Below are 17132 nucleotides of genomic sequence, written 5' to 3' on the forward strand. Positions count from 1 at the left end.
CCGTCCTACCGCTGTTCCCGGTGGACCTTGGTGTTCGACGCCTGGGCGCGCGGGCGCAGGACCAGCAGGTCGACGTTGACGTGGCTGGGGCGGGTGACGGCCCAGGTGATCGTCTCGGCGACGTCGTCCGCGGTGAGGGGCTCGGCGACGCCCTCGTAGACCTTCTCCGCCCTCTCGCGGTCGCCGCCGAAGCGGGTGAGCGCGAACTCGTCCGTCTTGACCATGCCGGGCGCGATCTCGATGACCCGGACCGGCCTGCCGACGATCTCCAGCCGCAGCGTCTCGGCGAGGACGTGGGCGCCGTGCTTGGCGGCGACGTAGCCCCCGCCGCCCTCGTACGTACCGTGCCCGGCCGTCGAGGACACCACGACCACCGTGCCGTCGCCGCTCGCCTCCAGCTTGGGGAGCAGGGCCTGGGTGACGTTGAGGGTGCCGAGGACGTTCGTCTCGTACATCGTGCGCCAGTCCTCGGGGTCACCGGTGGCGACCGGGTCGGCGCCGAGCGCGCCGCCCGCGTTGTTCACGAGCACGCCGATGGTCTTGAAGGCGGTGGCGAACTCGTCGACGGCCGCCCGGTCGGTGACGTCCAGGCGGTACGCGGTCGCGGAGCCGCCGGCCTCGGTGATCTCCTTGGCGAGCGCCTCGACGCGGTCCTCGCGGCGGGCGGTGAGGACGACCCGGTAGCCGGCCGCGGCCAGCCGGCGGGCCGTGGCGGCGCCGATGCCGCTGCTCGCGCCCGTCACGACGGCGATGCGGGAGGCGGCGGACGGGGCGGCGGGGGCGGTGGCCATGGAGGGCGACTCCTCGTGCGGACGACGGGTGGCCCCGCCAGGATAAGCGGGGGGTGTTCGGCGCCGGGGGGCCGGTGGGGGCGGGGCGTCTTCGTCGCGGGTGGGCCGGGGAGGGGCGGTCGGTGCCCGTGCGCGGCCCGGCGAAGGGGCGGTCATGGGCAGGGGTGGTCGGTCTCCGTGCGCGGCCCGGCGAAGGGGCGGTCGGTCCGCGCGGTGGAACCGCGTTCAGTTCCCGCGCGGCGCGTACATGATCAGTGCCATGCCCGCCAGGCAGACCAGCGCGCCCGTGACGTCCCAGCGGTCCGGCCGGTAGCCGTCGACGACCGCGCCCCACACCAGCGAGCCCGCGACGAAGACACCGCCGTACGCGGCGAGGATCCGGCCGAAGTGGGCGTCGGGCTGGAACGTGGCGGCGAAGCCGTACGCGCCCAGCGCCAGGACACCCCCGGTGATCCACAGCCAGCCGCGGTGTTCGCGCACGCCCTGCCACACCAGCCAGGCCCCGCCGATCTCGAACAGCGCGGCGACGACGAAGAGGGCGACGGAGCGGAGGATCGACATGGGGGCAGCTTCGCAGACGCCCCCCGCGCGGGGCCCGGCTCGGGTGACGTCACCTGTTGGAGGGCGCCTGCCGGGCGGCGGGCGGGGGATACATCACCAGGTCCCGTGGGTCCGGTCGGCCGAGGAGTGACCGTGGTGGTGGCAGTGGGCGGCAGGCGCCGTGCGCGGGTTCTCGCTCCGCCGGGGGTGCCGGCCGCCCTGCTGCCGGTGGCCGCGCTCGCCGCCGGACCGGCCCGGGCCCAGGAGCCGGCGCCGGGGGCCGGGCTCACCCACCACGGGTACGCGGTGCTCGACGGGGGCCGCGTCGACGTACGGCTGACCCCGCGCGACCACGGGCCCTCGGCCGTTCCCGACACGACGGTGCGGCTGCGTTGGTTGCTGCCGCTCGCCCGGCGCGCACAGCGGCTGCCAGCCGGGTGCGCGCGCACCGGTGAGCGGGACGTGATGTGCCGTACGGGCGCGCTGGACGCGGACGGCTGGGGCCGGGAGCTCGCGCTGGGGGTGTGGCTGCGGGGGCGCCCGGCGGAGGTGACGCCGACCGTCGACATGGTGTGGGCCGCCGGGGCCGTGGACCGCGGCCGGGGGAACGACCGGCAGCGGCTGCTGGTGCCGGCCACCGGCGACACGTACTCCTTCTGACAGGTGGTGCACGGATGTCCGGCTACTCCGGGTACGCGCGGGTCCGGCTGCTCGACGAGCTGTCCGTCGTCTCCCACCGCTACGTCGCCTCGTACGCGCTGTTCAACCAGGCCGTCGCCGACCACCTGGGGCTGCACCCGACCGACCTGCAGTGCCTGAACCTGCTCACGCTGGAGCCGGGGCCGGTCACGACCGGCCGGGTCGCCCAGCTGACGGGCCTGACGACCGGGTCGGCGACGCGGCTGGTGGACCGGCTGGAGCGGGCCGGGTACGTCCGCCGGGAGCGGGACGCGGCCGACCGGCGCAAGGTGCTGGTGGCGACGGTCCCGGAGCGGATCGCCGAGTTCCGGCGGATGTGGGAGCGGCTGGGCGGCGACCGCTCGGCGCTGTTCGAGGGCCTGGAGGAGGAGGAACTCGCCGCGATCGTCGGTCACATGCGGCGGACGGTGCAGTTCAGCGGGGAGCAGGTCGCCCGGCTGAGATCAGGAAGGGTGCGCGACCCGGGGAACGGCGGACCGGAGGGGTCCGTCAGCGCACGGCCTGGGCGTACGCCGTAGGGGGAACGCCCACGGTCGCGGTGAAGTCGCGGACCAGGTGGGCCTGGTCGGCGTAGCCGAGGTCGGCGGCGAGGGCAGCCCAGTCGACCGCGCGTTCGGTCTCGGCGCGCTCCAGGGCCTCGTGGATGCGGTAGCGCAGGATCACCCACTTGGGGCCGACGCCGACGTACGCCGAGAAGAGCCGCTGCAGCAGCCGTACGGAGAGCCCCTCGGCGCGGGCGAAGTCGGCGACGCGGCGGATGCCGCGGTCGGTGCGGATGCGCTCGACCAGGGACATCGCCAGGTCGGCCTGGGGGTCGGGGCGGGGGCCGAGGGAGAGCAGGAAGGCGTCGAGGGCGGCGACGCGGTCGTCCTCCTCGGGCGGGTCGAGGACGGCGGCGACCGTGGCGTGCATGGCGGGCACGGCGTGCGTGCCGCCCGTGTCCGGCGTAGCTTCCATGGCCCGCGCGGCCTCCTGGGGCGCCGGGCCCGTCAGGGCCTGGGGGAAGCGGACCCGGCGGCCGGTCCAGTCGGACACCGGGTGGTCCGGGAAGAAGGGGCGGAAGCCACCCGGCCGGAACTGGACGCCGCAGACCCGGCCCCACCCCTCCAGCTTCTGCGTGAAGAGCTCGAGGCCGATGCCGGAGACCTCGGCGAACGGGTCCTGGTCGCCGAAGCGCTGGAAGACGATGTTGACCGACGGGTGCGGGACGACGTGGGAGGCGTACGGCTGGGGGAGGTCCCAGTCGATCAGCCAGTAGTGCTCCAGGTAGGGGCGCAGGGCCTCGGCGGGTTCGCGGCGGCGGAAGCGCACACGGGCGAAGAGCTCCGCGGCGTCCACGATGCCTCGGGTGTCACGGCGGGGAGCGGCCATGGGGCGATCGTAGGACGGGGGTCCGACAGTCGCAGGGGAGCAGAACAGCAGGAGAGCAGAAGGGCAGAACAGCAGGGGAGCGCAGAACAGCAGGGGAGCAGGGGAGCAGGGGGGCGGGGCGGAATACGGGGACGGGGGCCGCTGTTTGCCCGTATAGTTTAATCGTCAACCAAATGCGGAGGGTGAGCGGCCATGCAGTTCGGGATCTTCACGGTCGGCGACGTCACGCCGGACCCCACCACGGGGCGTACGCCGACCGAGCGCGAGCGGATCAAGGCCATGGTCGCCATCGCGCTCAAGGCCGAGGAGGTCGGACTGGACGTCTTCGCGACCGGCGAGCACCACAACCCGCCGTTCGTGCCGTCCTCCCCGACCACGATGCTCGGCTACATCGCGGCGCAGACGCAGCGGCTGGTCCTCTCCACCTCCACCACGCTCATCACCACCAACGACCCGGTGAAGATCGCGGAGGACTTCGCGATGCTCCAGCACCTCGCCGACGGCCGGGTGGACCTGATGATGGGCCGCGGCAACACCGGCCCGGTCTACCCCTGGTTCGGCAAGGACATCCGCCAGGGCATCAACCTCGCCGTCGAGAACTACGCGCTGCTGCACCGGCTGTGGCGCGAGGACGTCGTGGACTGGGAGGGCAAGTTCCGCACCCCGCTGCAGGGCTTCACCTCCACCCCGCGCCCCCTGGACGGGGTCCCGCCGTTCGTCTGGCACGGCTCGATCCGCTCGCCGGAGATCGCCGAGCAGGCCGCGTACTACGGCGACGGCTTCTTCCACAACAACATCTTCTGGCCGGCCGACCACACCAAGCGGATGGTCGAGCTCTACCGCGACCGGTACGCGCACTACGGCCACGGGACGCCCGAGCAGGCCATCGTCGGCCTCGGCGGCCAGGTGTTCATGCGCCCCAAGTCCCAGGACGCGGTCCGCGAGTTCCGCCCCTACTTCGACAACGCGCCGGTGTACGGCCACGGGCCGTCGCTGGAGGACTTCACCGAGCAGACCCCGCTGACCGTCGGCTCCCCGCAGCAGGTCATCGAGAAGACGCTGGCCTTCCGGGAGTACGCCGGTGACTACCAGCGCCAGCTGTTCCTGATGGACCACGCCGGGCTGCCGCTGAAGACCGTGCTGGAGCAGATCGACCTGCTGGGCGAGGAGGTCGTGCCGGTGCTGCGCAAGGAGTTCGCGGTGGGCCGCCCGGCCGGGGTGCCGGAGGCGCCGACCCACCCGTCCCTGCTGGCCGCCGCCCGCAGGGACCAGGAGGCCGAGGACCAGGAGGCCGAGGACCAGGAAGTCAAGGAACAGGAGGTCGTGGCATGAAGCTCGTCGTGGTGTCCGCGGGGCTGAGCGTGCCGTCGTCGACGCGGCTGCTGGGGGACCGGCTGGCCGCGGCGGTGGAACGCCGGGCCGAGGACCTGGACGTCCAAGTGGTGGAGCTGCGGGAGCTCGCCGTGGAGATCGCCCACCACTTCACCAACGGCTTCCCGGGCCGGGCGCTGGCCGCCGCGCTGGACGCGGTGGCCGGGGCCGGCGGGCTGATCGTCGTCACGCCGGTGTTCTCCGCGTCGTACAGCGGACTGTTCAAGTCCTTCTTCGACGTGCTGGACAAGGACGCGCTGACGGGCAAGCCGGTGCTGATCGCCGCGACCGGGGGCACGGCACGGCACTCGCTGGTCCTGGAGCACGCGCTGCGGCCGCTGTTCGCGTACCTGCGGGCCGTGGTCGTGCCCACCGGGGTCTACGCCGCGTCGGAGGACTGGGGCGGCCCGGACGGCCTGGCCGACCGCGTCGAACGGGCGGCCACCGAACTGACCACCCTCATGCGGGGCCTCACCCCGACCCACGGCACTCGGAAGACCGACTTCGAGGTCACCCCCTTCGCCGAACTCCTGAAATAGGGGGGCACGGGGCCCACCCCAAGGGGCGCGGGGAACTGCGCGACCAGCCCTCACCGGCCCGCACCCGCAAGACGACCGCCAGACGGCACAACGCCCACGACACGGTGAGAGCCCAGTAAGAAGCCCACCCCCGCCCATCCCACCCCCGCCCAACCGCCGGAGGCCTTGGCAGACTGGACCCGTGCCTCAGACCCTGCTCCTCGCCGAAGACGACCGCGCCATCCGTCACGCCCTCGAACGGGCGCTGACCCTGGAGGGCTACCAGGTCACCGCGGTCGCCGACGGCGTGGAGGCGCTGGCGCAGGCGCACAAGAGCCCGCCGGACGTCCTGGTCCTCGACGTGATGATGCCGGGCATCGACGGCCTCCAGGTGTGCCGCGTGCTGCGCGCCGAGGGCGACCGCACGCCCATCCTCATGCTCACCGCCCTCGTGGAGACCGCGGACCGCATCGCGGGCCTGGACGCCGGCGCCGACGACTACGTCGTGAAGCCCTTCGACGTCGAGGAGGTCTTCGCCCGCCTGCGCGCCCTCCTGCGCCGTACGAGCAGCACCACCGGCACCGCGAGCGCCGCCGGCACCACCGGTCCCGGCGCCCCCGCCCCCGGCGTCCGGGAGCCCGAGCCCCCCGCCGAACGGCTCCTGACCGCCGCCGGCCTGCGCATGGACCCCCAGGCCCGCCGGGCCTGGCGCGGCGGCCGCGAGCTGGAACTGACCCGCACCGAGTTCGAGCTGCTGGAGCTGCTCGTCCGCAACGCGGGCATCGTGCTCGACCACTCCACGATCTACGACCGCATCTGGGGCTACGACTTCGGCCCCGGCTCCAAGAACCTCGCCGTCTACGTCGGCTACCTGCGCCGCAAGCTCGACGAGCCCGGCGCGCCGCAGCTCATCCACACCGTGCGCGGCGTCGGCTACGTCCTGCGGGAGGACTGAGTGCGCACCGCCCCCGGCGTCCGGCTGCGCCGGCTGCTGGCCCGGCGGCGGCCCAAGCTCGTCTCGCTCGGCACGACCTTCGCGGTGTCCTTCGCGGCCGTCACCGCCGCCGTGACCGTCCTGGTCGGCATCCTGTCGTACAACGCCGCCGCCCGGCTGGTCCGCGTCGACCAGCAGTCCGTCTTCGACGAGGTGGTGCAGGACCTGCGGGACGAGGTCCGCCAGCACGCGATGACCCCGGAGGACTTCTCCTCCTCAGCGCCGGGCCACGACCTTGTCCGCCCCGCCCGCACCGACGTACAGGTCCTCGGCCCGGACGGCGCCGTCGTGGACCCCGGGCGGCCCGGGCTGCCGGTGACCGCCGCCGACCGGGCCACCGCCGCCACGGCGACGGCCGGGCGGATGACCGCGCACAAGGACGTCGACGTCGGCAGCGACGTCTACCGCATCGCGACCGTCTCCCTCGGCAGCGGCCGGGGTGCCGTGCAGGTCGCGCAGGAGTTCAGCGACACCGAGGACCTGCTGCGGGCGCTCCAGCAGCGCACGCTGATCCTCATGGCGGCGGTCGTCACGGCGGCCGGGCTGTTCGGCTGGTGGCTGGCCCGGCGCATCACGCGCCGGCTGGTCATCCTCACCTCCGCCGCGGAGGACGTGGCCCGCACCCGGCAGCTCGGGGTGCAGGTGCCCGTCACCGGTTCCGACGAGGTGGGGCGGCTCGGCCGGGCGTTCGACCGGATGCTGGGCCGCCTCGCGCAGTCGGAGGAGGACCAGCGCCGACTCGTCCAGGACGCCGGCCACGAGCTGCGGACGCCGCTGACGTCCCTGCGCACCAACATCTCCCTGCTGCGCCGGATCGACGAGCTGCCGCCCGGGACCCGCGACGACCTGGTCGCCGACCTCACCCAGGAGGCGCGGGAGCTGACCGACCTGGTCAACGAACTCGTCGAGCTGGCGGCCGGGCAGTCCGGCACGGAGCCGCCGCAGCGGGTGGACCTGGGGGAGATCGCCGAGGAGGTCGCGGCGCTCGCCCGGCGCCGTACCGGGCGGGAGGTGCTCGTGCGGGCCAGTGGGGACACCACCACCGACGGGCGGCCGGGGATGCTGACGCGGGCGGTGTCGAACCTCGTGGAGAACGCCACCAAGTTCGACCGGGGCGGGAAGGCGCCGGTCGAGATCAGCGTCACCGGGCCGGCGCGGCCGGGGACGGTGCGGGTGGAGGTGCTGGACCGGGGGCCCGGGATCGCCGAGTGCGATCTCACGCGGGTGTTCGACCGGTTCTACCGGGCTGCGGATGCGCGGTCCCTGCCGGGGTCGGGGCTGGGGTTGTCAATCGTGCGGGAGGTTGCGCTGTCGCACGGGGGCACGCCGTTTGCGTTTCGGCGGGCGGGGGGTGGGGCGGTGATCGGGTTCACGGTGGGTGGGCGGCCGTAGGGTTTGGTGCGGTGCGGTGCGGTGCGGTGCGGGTGGGTGGGGGCGGTCGTGCGTTGTTCGGGTGCGGGTCTGTGGGGGGTGGTTGCGCAGTTCCCCGCGCCCCTGGGGCTGTGGGTGGGGCGGCCTCGTGGCCCCTGCGGGCCGGCGGGGGCTGGTCGCGCAGTTCCCCGCGCCCCTGACAGCCCTCGCTTCGGACAGCTCGCGCCCTGGCAGCTCCGGCTCCGGACAGTCCGCGCCCCGAGCGACCCCGAGCCCCGGACAGCCCGCTCCGCTCACCCGGCCTCAGGGGCGCGGGGAACTGCGCGACAAGCCGACGACGGCCCGCAGGGGAGACGAGGACCGCACCACCCACACACGCAGGGGCGCGGGGAACTGCGCGACAAGCCGACGACGGCCCGCAGGGGATATGAAGTCCGCACCACCCACGCACCCAGGGGCGCGGGGAACTGCGCGATCAAGCCCCATCGTCCCGCACAGACCCCACAACCGCCCCGCCCACCTCCCGTCGCCCCGACAGTTCCCGCGCCACCCCTGATATACCCCCCGCCCCCGACGACCCGGGCGGGTCACGCCGGGTAGGCGTGGGTCTGGGTTGCCTTGAGGGTCGCCCAGACCTTCGTGCCGGGGCGCAGGCCCAGTTCGGCGGCGGCGAGGGTGGTGAGGTCCGCGGCCAGGGGGAGTTCGCCGCTGAGGGCGAGGCGGATCCGGTCGCCGTGGGTCTCCAGGCCGGCCACCTCGCAGCGCCAGAGGTTGCGGGCGCTGGAGCCGGTCGGGCGGTCGCGGTGCAGGGTGACCGCACTGGGCGGGAAGGCGACGAAGACCGGGCCGCTGAGGTCCTCGGTCGTGATGATCGCGGGCCCGGCGTCCAGGCGGACCGTGTGTCCCGCGGCCTCGCCCCGGTAGAGGTTGAGGCCGACCAGGTGGGCGATGTAGTCGGTGCGCGGGTGGCGGGCGATGTCGGACGGTCCGCCCTCCTGGACGCTGCGGCCGTCCTCGATGACGACGAGGCGGTCGGCCAGGACCATCGCGTCCAGCGGGTCGTGCGTCACGAGCACCGCGACCGCCTCGAACTCGGCCAGGTGGTGGCGGAGTTGGGCGCGCACGTCGAGGCGGGTGCGGGCGTCGAGGGCGGCCAGCGGCTCGTCGAGGAGCAGCAGTCGCGGGTGGGTGGCCAGGGCGCGGGCGAGGGCGACGCGCTGGGCCTGGCCGCCGGAGAGCCTGCGCGGCTTGCTCGCCGCGTGCTCGGCGAGGCCCATGCGCGCCAGCCACTCGGCGGCCTGCGCCCGGGCCTCCGCCCGCCCGGCGCCCCGGCAGCGCGGTCCGAACGCGACGTTGTCCAGCGCGGACAGGTGGGGGAAGAGCAGGTAGTCCTGGAAGACCACGCCGACCGGGCGGTCCTCCGGCGCCGTACGCTCCAACGGCGCGCCGTCCAGCCGTAGATGACCGCCGGACAGCGGGACGAGACCGGCGAGGGCGCGCAGCGCGGTCGTCTTGCCGGCGCCGTTGGGGCCGAGGAGCGCGACGACGTCACCGGGGGCCGCGGACAGCGCCACGTCGAGCCGGAACGCGCCCCGCTCCACGACCAGGTGGGCGTCCAGCCCTTCGGCGGGGCGCGGCGCGGAGGCGGTCGGGTCCTTGACGGTCATGAGGCGGTCATCCAGCGGTCGCGCAGGCCCGCCAGCACCGCGATCGACACGGCGAGCAGGACCAGGCTGAGGGCGATCGCCGCCTCGGGGTCGTTCTGCAGGGCGAGGTAGACCGCGAGCGGCATGGTCTGGGTGCGGCCGGGGAAGTTGCCGGCGAAGGTGATGGTCGCGCCGAACTCGCCGAGCGCCCGCGCCCACGCGAGGACGGCACCCGCGGCGACACCGGGAGCGATGAGCGGCAGGGTCACCCGGCGGAACGCGGTGAAGCGGGAGGCGCCCAGCGTCGTGGCGGCCTCCTCGTAGCGGGGGTCGGCGGCCCGCAGGGTGCCCTCGACGCTGATGACGAGGAACGGCATCGCGACGAACGCCTCGGCGATCACCACGCCGGTGGTGGTGAACGGCAGCGTGAGCCCGAACCAGGAGTCCAGCCAGCGCCCCACCACCCCGTTGCGGCCGAGCGCCATCAGCAGCGCCACACCGCCCACCACGGGCGGCAGGACGAGCGGCAGCGTGACCAGGGCCCGCACCAGCCCTCGCCCCCGGAACTCGACCCGGGCCAGCAGCCAGGCCAGCGGCACCCCGAGCACCAGGCTCACCGCGGTCGCCGCCGTCGCGCACACCAGGGACAGCCGCAGCGCCTGCCACACCTCGGCGCTGGTCAGCAGGTCCGGCATGCTCCGCCAGGGGGCGCGGACCAGCAGCGCCACCAGCGGCAGTACCAGGAACACCAGCCCGGCCAGCGCGGGCAGCAGCAGCGGCAGCGGGGCGCCGCCACGGCCGGGGCGCGGTGGCGGGGGCGTCACGGCGCGAGGAACCCGGCCCCGGTCAGGACCTTCTGGCCCTCTGCGGAGCGCACGAGGGCGATGAACGCCTCGGCGGCGTCGGTGTGGCGCGCGCCCTTGAGGAGGGTGATCGGGTAGTCGTTGACGGCGTCGGCCGACTCGGGGAAGTCCACGCCCTCCACCTTGGCACCGGCGGCCCGCACATCGGTCCTGTACACGACGGCGGCGTCGGCCTCCTTCAACACGACCTTGTTGAGCGCGGACTTGACGTCCTCCTCGTAGGAGACCGGGGTGAGCTCCAGTCCGCCGGCGTCCAGGGCCTTCTGGGCGGCGGCCCCGCACGGCACGGCCTTGTCGCACAGCACGACCTTCAGGTCCGACCGGGTGAGGTCCTTCAGGGAGGCGATCTCGTCGGGGTTGCCCGGGAGGGTCGCGATCTCCAGCTGGTTGCGGACGAAGGTGGCGGGCGTGCCGGCGGCGTCGCCCGCGTCGGTCACGATCTTCATCGTCTTCGGGCTGGCGGAGGCGAACACGTCGGCGGGCGCGCCCCCGGTGATGCTCGCGGCCAGGGCGTCGCTGCCGCCGAAGCTGAAGGTGACCTCGGTGCCGGGGTGCGCCTGCTCGAACTCCTTGCCCAGCGCGGTGAAGCTCTCCTTCAGCGAGGCGGCGGCGAAGACGGTCACCTCACCGGACAGCTTGCCGGGGGAGTCCTTGCCGGAGGAACCCGCGGCGGCGGAGCTCTTCCCGGACGCGTCGGAGCCGGAACCGGAGCCCGAGTCGGAGCAGGCGCTCAGGGCCAGCAGGGCGGCGAACCCCGCACCGGCCACCTGAAGCGTCCGACGGGTCCGGTGGGTCCGGCGCACGGAACGGGTCATCACGGGTCCATTTCCTCGGGTCCTGACGGACTCGGCCACGGTCCGATGATAATGCCGCACCTGCGAGGCAAAAGCCCCTAGTTACATCGCATGAGCAGGTCCTGAGTGCGCCGTGCCTGGCATGTGCGATCGTACGACGGTCCTCAGGTCCGGTCGACGTGCACGTTGGTGGACTTCACCCGGGCCGTGGCCTCCATGCCGACCTCCAGGCCCAGTTCCTCCACGGCCTCCCGGGTCAGCAGGGACACCAGGCGGTGCGGTCCGGCCTGGATCTCCACCTGGGCGGCGACGTCCCCGAGCTTGATGGCGGTGACGATGCCGGGGAAGGCGTTGCGGACGGAGGTGGTGGGGACGTCCTCCTCGCCGCTGCCGGTGCGCGCGAGCTCCACGGAGAAGGCGGCCAGGTCCTTGCCGTCGACGAGCCGCTTGCCGTGCTCGTCGCGGTGGGTGGCCACCCGGCCCGCGTCCGCCCACCGCCGGGCGGTGTCCGGGCTCACTCCGAGCAGCCGCGCGGCCTGACCGATCGTGTATGACTGCATGCGCGCCAAGATAGGCCAGCACCGGGACACGCACCGCGTGCGGCGGGGAGGATGCGGGCATGCGAGCGCGACTGCCGTGGGGCGAGGGGCTGAGGGCGGAGCTGGGTGTACCCCGCCGGGTGCGCGGGCTGGCCAGCAGTCCGCGGTCGCGGGTGTGGCGGGCCGAGCTGTCCGGTACGCCGGTGGTGGTCAAGCAGCTGGTCGAGGGTCCCGAGGCCGAGGACCGGTACGCGCGCGAGGTGACCGCTCTCCGGCTGGCGTCCCGGGTCGACCCACCCGTCGTCCCCGGGGTGCTCGGCGTCGACCCCGGCGCACGGGTGCTGGTCCTGGAGCACGTGGAGGAGCGCCCGCCGCCCGGGGACTGGGTGATCGGCTACGCCGAGGCGCTGGCCCGCCTGCACGCGGCCACCGGCCCGGACGACGCCGGCCTCCTGCCCGCCTGGTCGGGACCCACCGGGGCCGACGTCGACGCCTTCCTCGGTCTGGCGCGCACCCTCGGCTGCGCGGTGCCCTCCGCGGTCCGCGCCGAGCTGGAGGCCCTGGTCGACCGCCTGGCCCGCACCCCCGGCCATGCCCTCCTGCACGGCGACCCGTGCCCGGGCAACGACCTGCACACCGGCAGCGGCGGGCTCAGGTTCATCGACTTCGAACAGGCCGCGCTGGGCAACGGCCTGGTGGAACTCGCCTACCTGCGCATCGGTTTCCCGACCTGCTGGTGCGCCACCGCCCCGGACCGGCCGCTGCTCGACGCGGCGGAGACCGCGTACCGCACGGCGTGGCGCCGCGCGACCGGCGCCGACGTGCGGGGAGACCTCACGGACGCGTGCGCGGGCTGGCTGCTGAGGGGGGACGCGCTGGTCGAGCGGGCGCACCGGGGGACCGTCGACCACCTGGCGAGGATCCCGCACGAGGACTGGCGCTGGGGCACCGCGACGGCCCGCCGGCGGCTCGTCCACCGCCTGGGTGTCGTCGCCGACCTGGCCACGACGCGCGACGACCTCGCCCACCTGGGCCACCTGACCACAACCCTGCGCACCACCCTCCTCACCCGCTGGCCGGCCCTGTCACCCCTGCCGGCGCGACGCCCCTGACGGGCCGGCCGCGGTCAGCTCAGGGCCAGACCAGGCAGTAAGGCTGGTGTCCCGCCTCGTGGAGTCGGTGGCTGAAGTCCTGCCACTCGTGCAGCAGCTGGTACACGTTGAACGCGTCCCGCGGGCCGCCCCGGTCCGGGACCGTCGACCAGATGAACGCCGCCGCGCCGACCGCTTCCTCGCCGATGTCGCGCAGGGGGTCGACGACCGTCATGGGGAGCTTCACGACCGCGTAGTCGGGGTGCAGGACGACCAGTTCCAGCGGGGGGACCTTGTGCAGGGGGACGCCCTCGATGCCGGTGAGGACCATCGCGGCCATGGTCTCGGGCTTGATCTTGGTGAACATGCCGCCCATGCCGAGCTCGTCGCCGCCGAGTTCCTCGGGGCGCATCGAGATCGGGACCCGGGCCGCGGTCGCGCCGTCCGGCGCGCCGAAGTACTTGTACGTCACCCCCACCCGACCACCATTCCTGCTCCCGGCCCGCAGCGGGTCCACCCGGCCCAGCCGGTCGATCCGCTCGGACTCGCCCGGTGCACCCTGTGCCTTACGTGCCTCGTTCGCTTCCTCCGCGTCGCGCCGGTGCCTTCCCCGCCGGGCACGTCGAGGACCGAGGTCGTCAGTCCCCTCGCCCAGTCCGCCACCGCGATGCATATCTCCACCCGACTGCTTTTCTAGGACGCGTGGCCCCCGCCGCGCAACCCGATCATCGTGTCAGTGACCTCCCCCACGGCCGCCCGCCGAAACGTGCGCTGAAACACCTCTCCGCAGGGGCGCAGGATCTGCCCGGTCCCTGACCATCACGGGCCGCGCGGGCCGTCCGTTCAAGAACTCTGTGTATCAGGAGCCAGTTTCGCAGATCACCGGCGCCCGCATGAGTTCGATCACCGGCCGGTGCCGACCCGCCCGCCCGTCCACACGCCCCGCTGCCCCGTCGGCCCCCTGGCCTACCCTGAGGAGGTCACCCAGCATCCGGAGTCCGAGCAAGTCGGAGAAGGTCGGAGAAGTCGCAGGTCATGAGCGAAACGCCCTCTTCGGGAGCGCCCTCCGCGGCGCCCTACCCCTACGAAGCGCCTGTCTCCCAGGCACTGTTCGACCGCGCGGCCGCCGTCACGCCGGGCGGGGTGAACTCCCCGGTGCGCGCCTTCCGCGCGGTCGGCGGCACGCCCCGGTTCATGGTGTCGGGCCAGGGCGCCTGGCTCACCGACGTCGACGGGCGCGAGTACGTCGACCTGGTGTGCTCCTGGGGGCCCATGATCCTCGGGCACTCCCACCCCGAGGTGATCGCCGCCGTCCAGGACGCCGTCGCCCGCGGCACGTCCTTCGGCACGCCCGGTGAGGGCGAGGTCGCGCTCGCCGAGGAGATCGTCGCGCGCGTGGCGCCCGTGGAGCAGGTGCGGCTGGTCTCCAGCGGCACCGAGGCCACCATGAGCGCCATCCGCCTGGCCCGCGGCTTCACCGGCCGGTCCAAGGTCATCAAGTTCGCCGGGTGCTACCACGGCCACGTCGACGCCCTGCTCGCCGCCGCCGGCTCCGGCCTCGCCACCTTCGCGCTGCCCGACACCCCGGGCGTCACCGGCGCCCAGGCCGGCGACACGATCGTGCTGCCGTACAACGACCTCGAGGCCGTGCAGGAGGCCTTCCACCGGCACCCCGGTGAGATCGCATGCGTGATCACCGAGGCGTCCCCGGGCAACATGGGCGTCGTCCCGCCGCTGCCCGGCTTCAACCAGGGCCTCAAGGACGCCTGCGCCACCAACGGCGCCCTCTACATCTCCGACGAGGTCATGACCGGCTTCCGCACCAGCCGCAGCGGCTGGTACGGCATCGACGGCGTGGTCCCCGACCTGATGACCTTCGGCAAGGTCATGGGCGGCGGCTTCCCCGCGGCCGCGTTCGGCGGGCGCGCCGACGTCATGGCGCACCTCGCCCCCGCCGGGCCCGTCTACCAGGCCGGCACCCTCTCCGGGAACCCGGTCGCCACCGCCGCCGGCCTCGCCCAGCTGCGCCTCCTCGACGACGCCGCCTACGCGCGGGTCAACGCCGTGTCCGAGCAGATCCAGGCGCTGGTCTCGGAGGCCCTCGGCAAGGAGGGCGTCGCGCACACCGTGCAGAGCGCCTCCAACATGTTCTCGGTGTTCTTCACCGACCGCCCGGTGCGCACCTACGAGGACGCCCGGGCGCAGGAGTCGTACCGCTACACCGCCTTCTTCCACGCCCTGCTCGCGAACGGCGTCTACCTGCCGCCGTCCTCGTTCGAGTCGTGGTTCGTGTCCACGGCCCACGACGAGCGGGCCCTTCAGACGATCGCCGACGCCCTCCCGGCGGCGGCCCGAGCCGCAGCGGAGGCCACGCCCGCATGAGCAGCAGCACCGACATCACCGTCGTCCACCTGATGCGGCACGGCGAGGTCGAGAACCCGGACGGGGTCCTCTACGGCCGGCTGCCCGGCTACCACCTGTCCGAGCTCGGCCGGCAGATGGCCGACCGGGTCGCCGAGCACCTGTCCTCGCGGGACGTGACGTACGTCTGCGCGTCCCCGCTGGAGCGGGCGCAGGAGACCGCCACGCCGATCGCCAAGGCGCACGGTCTCGACCTCGCCACCGACGAGCGGCTGATCGAGGCGGAGAACACCTTTCAGGGCAAGACCTTCGGCGTCGGCGACGGTGCGCTGCGCCGGCCGGGCAACTGGAAGTACCTGGTCAACCCGATGAAGCCGTCCTGGGGCGAGCCGTACATCGACCAGGTCGTGCGGATGATGGGCGCGCTGGACTCCGCCAAGGAGCGGGCCCGGGGGCACGAGGCGGTGCTGGTGAGCCACCAGCTGCCGATCTGGATCGTGCGGTCGTACGTCGAGAAGCGCCGGCTGTGGCACGACCCGCGCAAGCGGCAGTGCACGCTCGCCTCGCTGACCACGTTCACCTACCGGGGCGACCGGATCGTCTCCGTCGGCTACAGCGAGCCGGCCCGCGACCTGGTCCCGGCCCACCTCCTCGCCGGCGCCAAGCCGGTCAGGGGGCAGCAGGGCAAGGGGCAGGGCAAGGCGTTCGGCGCCTGACCGTACCCGGGCGCCCACCGCAGGTAACAGGGCAGCCGACCTGTTACGGAATCCGGACCTTTCCGCGGAACCCCCCCCGTTCGTGACGTGCTCTGACTGGGTGACCACCCAAGCACGTGAACGAACGGGGGACGCGCATGCGCATTCTCACCCGCAGGGGAGCACTCGGAATCGGCGCAGGTGCGGCGGCCTCCGCCGGACTGGCAGGCTGCGGCACCCTCACCTCCGGAACCGGGTCGGGCGGGTCCGGCGGATCGGACGGGTCCTCCAAGGACCCGTCGGGCAGGCCGAGCGCCACCGCCACCGCCCGCCCCATCGGCGACGGGTCCACCTCCTTCACCGGCAAGCAGCCCCACCAGCCCGGCAAGCCGGTGCCGCTGGAGCCGGGCCAGCAGCCCCCGCAGTTCGTCGTCTTCTCCTGGGACGGCGCCGGCGAGGTCGGCAACGGCCTCTTCCCGCGCTTCCTCGACCTCGCGCGCGAGCACGGCGCGTCCATGACCTTCTTCCTGTCGGGCCTGTACCTGCTGCCCGAGGCGAAGAAGCGGCTCTACGACCCCCCGAACAACGCCCGCGGCGCCTCCGACATCGGCTACCTCACCGACGACCACATCAAGGAGACGCTGAAGAACGTCCGCCGCGCCTGGCTGGAGGGGCACGAGATCGGCACCCACTTCAACGGCCACTTCTGCGGCGAGGGCCACGGATCCGTCGCCCACTGGACGCCGCAGCAGTGGCGCAGCGAGATCGACCAGGCGAAGTCGTTCGTGAAGCAGTGGCGCACCCACACCGGCTGGACCGACCTGCCCGCGCTCCCCTTCGACTACGACAAGGAACTGGTCGGCGGCCGCACGCCGTGCCTGCTCGGGCAGGACAACCTGCTGCCCACCGCCCGCGCCCTCGGCTGGCGCTACGACGCCTCCTCGCCCGGCGGCCGCCAGGTCTGGCCGCAGAAGCGGCAGGGGCTGTGGGACCTGCCGCTGCAGCAGGTGCCGTTCCCCGGCCGCAGCTTCGAGGTGCTGTCGATGGACTACAACATGCTCGCCAACCAGTCGGTCAACTCGACCAACGCGCCCGCCCACAACCACCCGGCCTGGCGGCGGCAGGCGGCCCAGGCCTACATATCCGGCTTCCAGCGGGCGTACGAGACGAATCGGGCACCGCTGTTCATAGGCAACCACTTCGAGCGCTGGAACGGCGGCATCTACATGGACGCCGTCGAGGAGGCGTTCACGCACATCGCCCGCGAGAAGGAGAAGGGCGCCGACGTCCGGCTCGTCTCCTTCCGGCAGTTCGTGGACTGGATGGACGTCCAGAAGCCCGAGGTGCTGGACAGGCTGCGCACCCTGGAGGTCGGACAGCAGCCGGCCGGCGGCTGGAAGACGTTCCTCGGCACGGGCGCCGGGACCCCCACGGGCACCGGCACCGGGACCCCCGCCGGTGCGGGCACGCAGAGCCCCGCGGCGTGAC

At 73.7% G+C, this 17132-nt stretch carries 18 protein-coding genes; 10 read left to right on the plus strand and 8 right to left on the minus strand.

Going from position 1 to position 17132, the window contains the following annotated elements; all coding sequences use genetic code 11:
• Positions 1-5: 5 nt before the first annotated feature.
• Positions 6-791 carry an SDR family NAD(P)-dependent oxidoreductase gene (locus tag E4U91_RS19855; protein WP_137308104.1) on the minus strand — a complete coding sequence of 262 codons (786 nt, stop codon included), beginning with the start codon at positions 789-791 and terminating at the stop codon, positions 6-8.
• A gap of 225 nt (positions 792-1016) precedes the next feature.
• On the minus strand, positions 1017-1352 hold the full coding sequence (locus E4U91_RS19860) for a YnfA family protein (RefSeq protein WP_137308105.1): 336 nt from the start codon (positions 1350-1352) through the stop codon (positions 1017-1019).
• 132 nt (positions 1353-1484) lie between these two features.
• Here E4U91_RS19860 and E4U91_RS19865 point away from each other — a divergent pair, with 132 nt between their 5' ends.
• Positions 1485-1991 carry a hypothetical protein gene (locus E4U91_RS19865; RefSeq protein ID WP_241678639.1) on the plus strand — a complete coding sequence of 169 codons (507 nt, stop codon included), beginning with the start codon at positions 1485-1487 and terminating at the stop codon, positions 1989-1991.
• Positions 1992-2005: 14 nt separating this feature from the next.
• Positions 2006-2548, plus strand: a complete 543-nt coding sequence (locus E4U91_RS19870) for a MarR family winged helix-turn-helix transcriptional regulator (RefSeq protein WP_137308106.1) — start codon at positions 2006-2008, stop codon at positions 2546-2548.
• Here E4U91_RS19870 and E4U91_RS19875 read toward each other — a convergent pair.
• The gene (locus tag E4U91_RS19875) at positions 2520-3401 is read right to left on the minus strand and encodes a helix-turn-helix transcriptional regulator (RefSeq protein ID WP_137308107.1); all 882 of its coding nucleotides are present in this window, start codon (positions 3399-3401) and stop codon (positions 2520-2522) included. The genes E4U91_RS19870 and E4U91_RS19875 overlap by 29 nt on opposite strands.
• 192 nt (positions 3402-3593) lie before the next feature.
• Here E4U91_RS19875 and E4U91_RS19880 point away from each other — a divergent pair, with 192 nt between their 5' ends.
• The 4 genes from E4U91_RS19880 to E4U91_RS19895 all read left to right on the plus strand — a co-directional run bounded on the left by E4U91_RS19880 (position 3594) and on the right by E4U91_RS19895 (position 7676).
• Positions 3594-4733 (plus strand): LLM class flavin-dependent oxidoreductase, encoded by a 1140-nt coding sequence (locus E4U91_RS19880; protein ID WP_137308108.1) that lies wholly within the window; start codon positions 3594-3596, stop codon positions 4731-4733.
• Positions 4730-5311: an FMN reductase gene (locus tag E4U91_RS19885; RefSeq protein WP_137308109.1), complete on the plus strand. Its 582-nt coding sequence runs from the start codon at positions 4730-4732 to the stop codon at positions 5309-5311. Before E4U91_RS19880 ends, E4U91_RS19885 begins: the two co-directional genes overlap by 4 nt.
• Positions 5312-5492: 181 nt before the next feature.
• Complete coding sequence (locus E4U91_RS19890; RefSeq protein ID WP_137308110.1) at positions 5493-6245, plus strand: response regulator transcription factor; 753 nt, start codon at positions 5493-5495, stop codon at positions 6243-6245.
• On the plus strand, positions 6246-7676 hold the full coding sequence (locus tag E4U91_RS19895; protein WP_137308111.1) for a sensor histidine kinase: 1431 nt from the start codon (positions 6246-6248) through the stop codon (positions 7674-7676).
• A 566-nt stretch (positions 7677-8242) separates the two neighbouring features.
• On the opposite strand, the gene E4U91_RS19900 is transcribed toward E4U91_RS19895, so the two are convergent.
• The 4 genes from E4U91_RS19900 to E4U91_RS19915 all read right to left on the minus strand — a co-directional run bounded on the left by E4U91_RS19900 (position 8243) and on the right by E4U91_RS19915 (position 11518).
• On the minus strand, positions 8243-9322 hold the full coding sequence (locus E4U91_RS19900; protein ID WP_137308112.1) for an ABC transporter ATP-binding protein: 1080 nt from the start codon (positions 9320-9322) through the stop codon (positions 8243-8245).
• Complete coding sequence (gene modB, locus E4U91_RS19905) at positions 9319-10125, minus strand: molybdate ABC transporter permease subunit (RefSeq protein ID WP_137308113.1); 807 nt, start codon at positions 10123-10125, stop codon at positions 9319-9321. The genes E4U91_RS19900 and modB overlap by 4 nt, the downstream gene beginning before the upstream one ends.
• Positions 10122-10979 carry a molybdate ABC transporter substrate-binding protein gene (gene modA, locus E4U91_RS19910; RefSeq protein WP_137308114.1) on the minus strand — a complete coding sequence of 286 codons (858 nt, stop codon included), beginning with the start codon at positions 10977-10979 and terminating at the stop codon, positions 10122-10124. The genes modB and modA overlap by 4 nt, the downstream gene beginning before the upstream one ends.
• A gap of 143 nt (positions 10980-11122) precedes the next feature.
• On the minus strand, positions 11123-11518 hold the full coding sequence (locus E4U91_RS19915; protein ID WP_137308115.1) for a TOBE domain-containing protein: 396 nt from the start codon (positions 11516-11518) through the stop codon (positions 11123-11125).
• A 59-nt stretch (positions 11519-11577) separates the two neighbouring features.
• Between E4U91_RS19915 and E4U91_RS19920 the strand changes: the two genes are divergently transcribed.
• Positions 11578-12609: an aminoglycoside phosphotransferase family protein gene (locus E4U91_RS19920; protein WP_137308116.1), complete on the plus strand. Its 1032-nt coding sequence runs from the start codon at positions 11578-11580 to the stop codon at positions 12607-12609.
• Positions 12610-12628: 19 nt separating this feature from the next.
• Here E4U91_RS19920 and E4U91_RS19925 read toward each other — a convergent pair whose 3' ends face one another.
• On the minus strand, positions 12629-13261 hold the full coding sequence (locus E4U91_RS19925; RefSeq protein ID WP_174867831.1) for a hypothetical protein: 633 nt from the start codon (positions 13259-13261) through the stop codon (positions 12629-12631).
• Between the two features lie 362 nt (positions 13262-13623).
• On the opposite strand from E4U91_RS19925, the gene hemL reads away from it, so the two are divergent.
• From hemL to E4U91_RS19945, 3 genes are all read left to right on the plus strand, one after another.
• A complete protein-coding gene (hemL, locus tag E4U91_RS19935) occupies positions 13624-14970 on the plus strand; it encodes a glutamate-1-semialdehyde 2,1-aminomutase (RefSeq protein WP_137308117.1) in 1347 nt (448 codons plus the stop codon).
• Positions 14967-15665, plus strand: coding sequence for a histidine phosphatase family protein (locus E4U91_RS19940; RefSeq protein WP_137308118.1), 699 nt, complete (start codon positions 14967-14969; stop codon positions 15663-15665). Before hemL ends, E4U91_RS19940 begins: the two co-directional genes overlap by 4 nt.
• A 137-nt stretch (positions 15666-15802) precedes the next feature.
• A complete protein-coding gene (locus E4U91_RS19945) occupies positions 15803-17131 on the plus strand; it encodes a polysaccharide deacetylase family protein (RefSeq protein WP_137308119.1) in 1329 nt (442 codons plus the stop codon).
• Position 17132 lies beyond the last annotated feature (1 nt).

The organism is Streptomyces lasalocidi (assembly GCF_005280215.1).
Lineage (GTDB): Bacteria > Actinomycetota > Actinomycetes > Streptomycetales > Streptomycetaceae > Streptomyces > Streptomyces longwoodensis.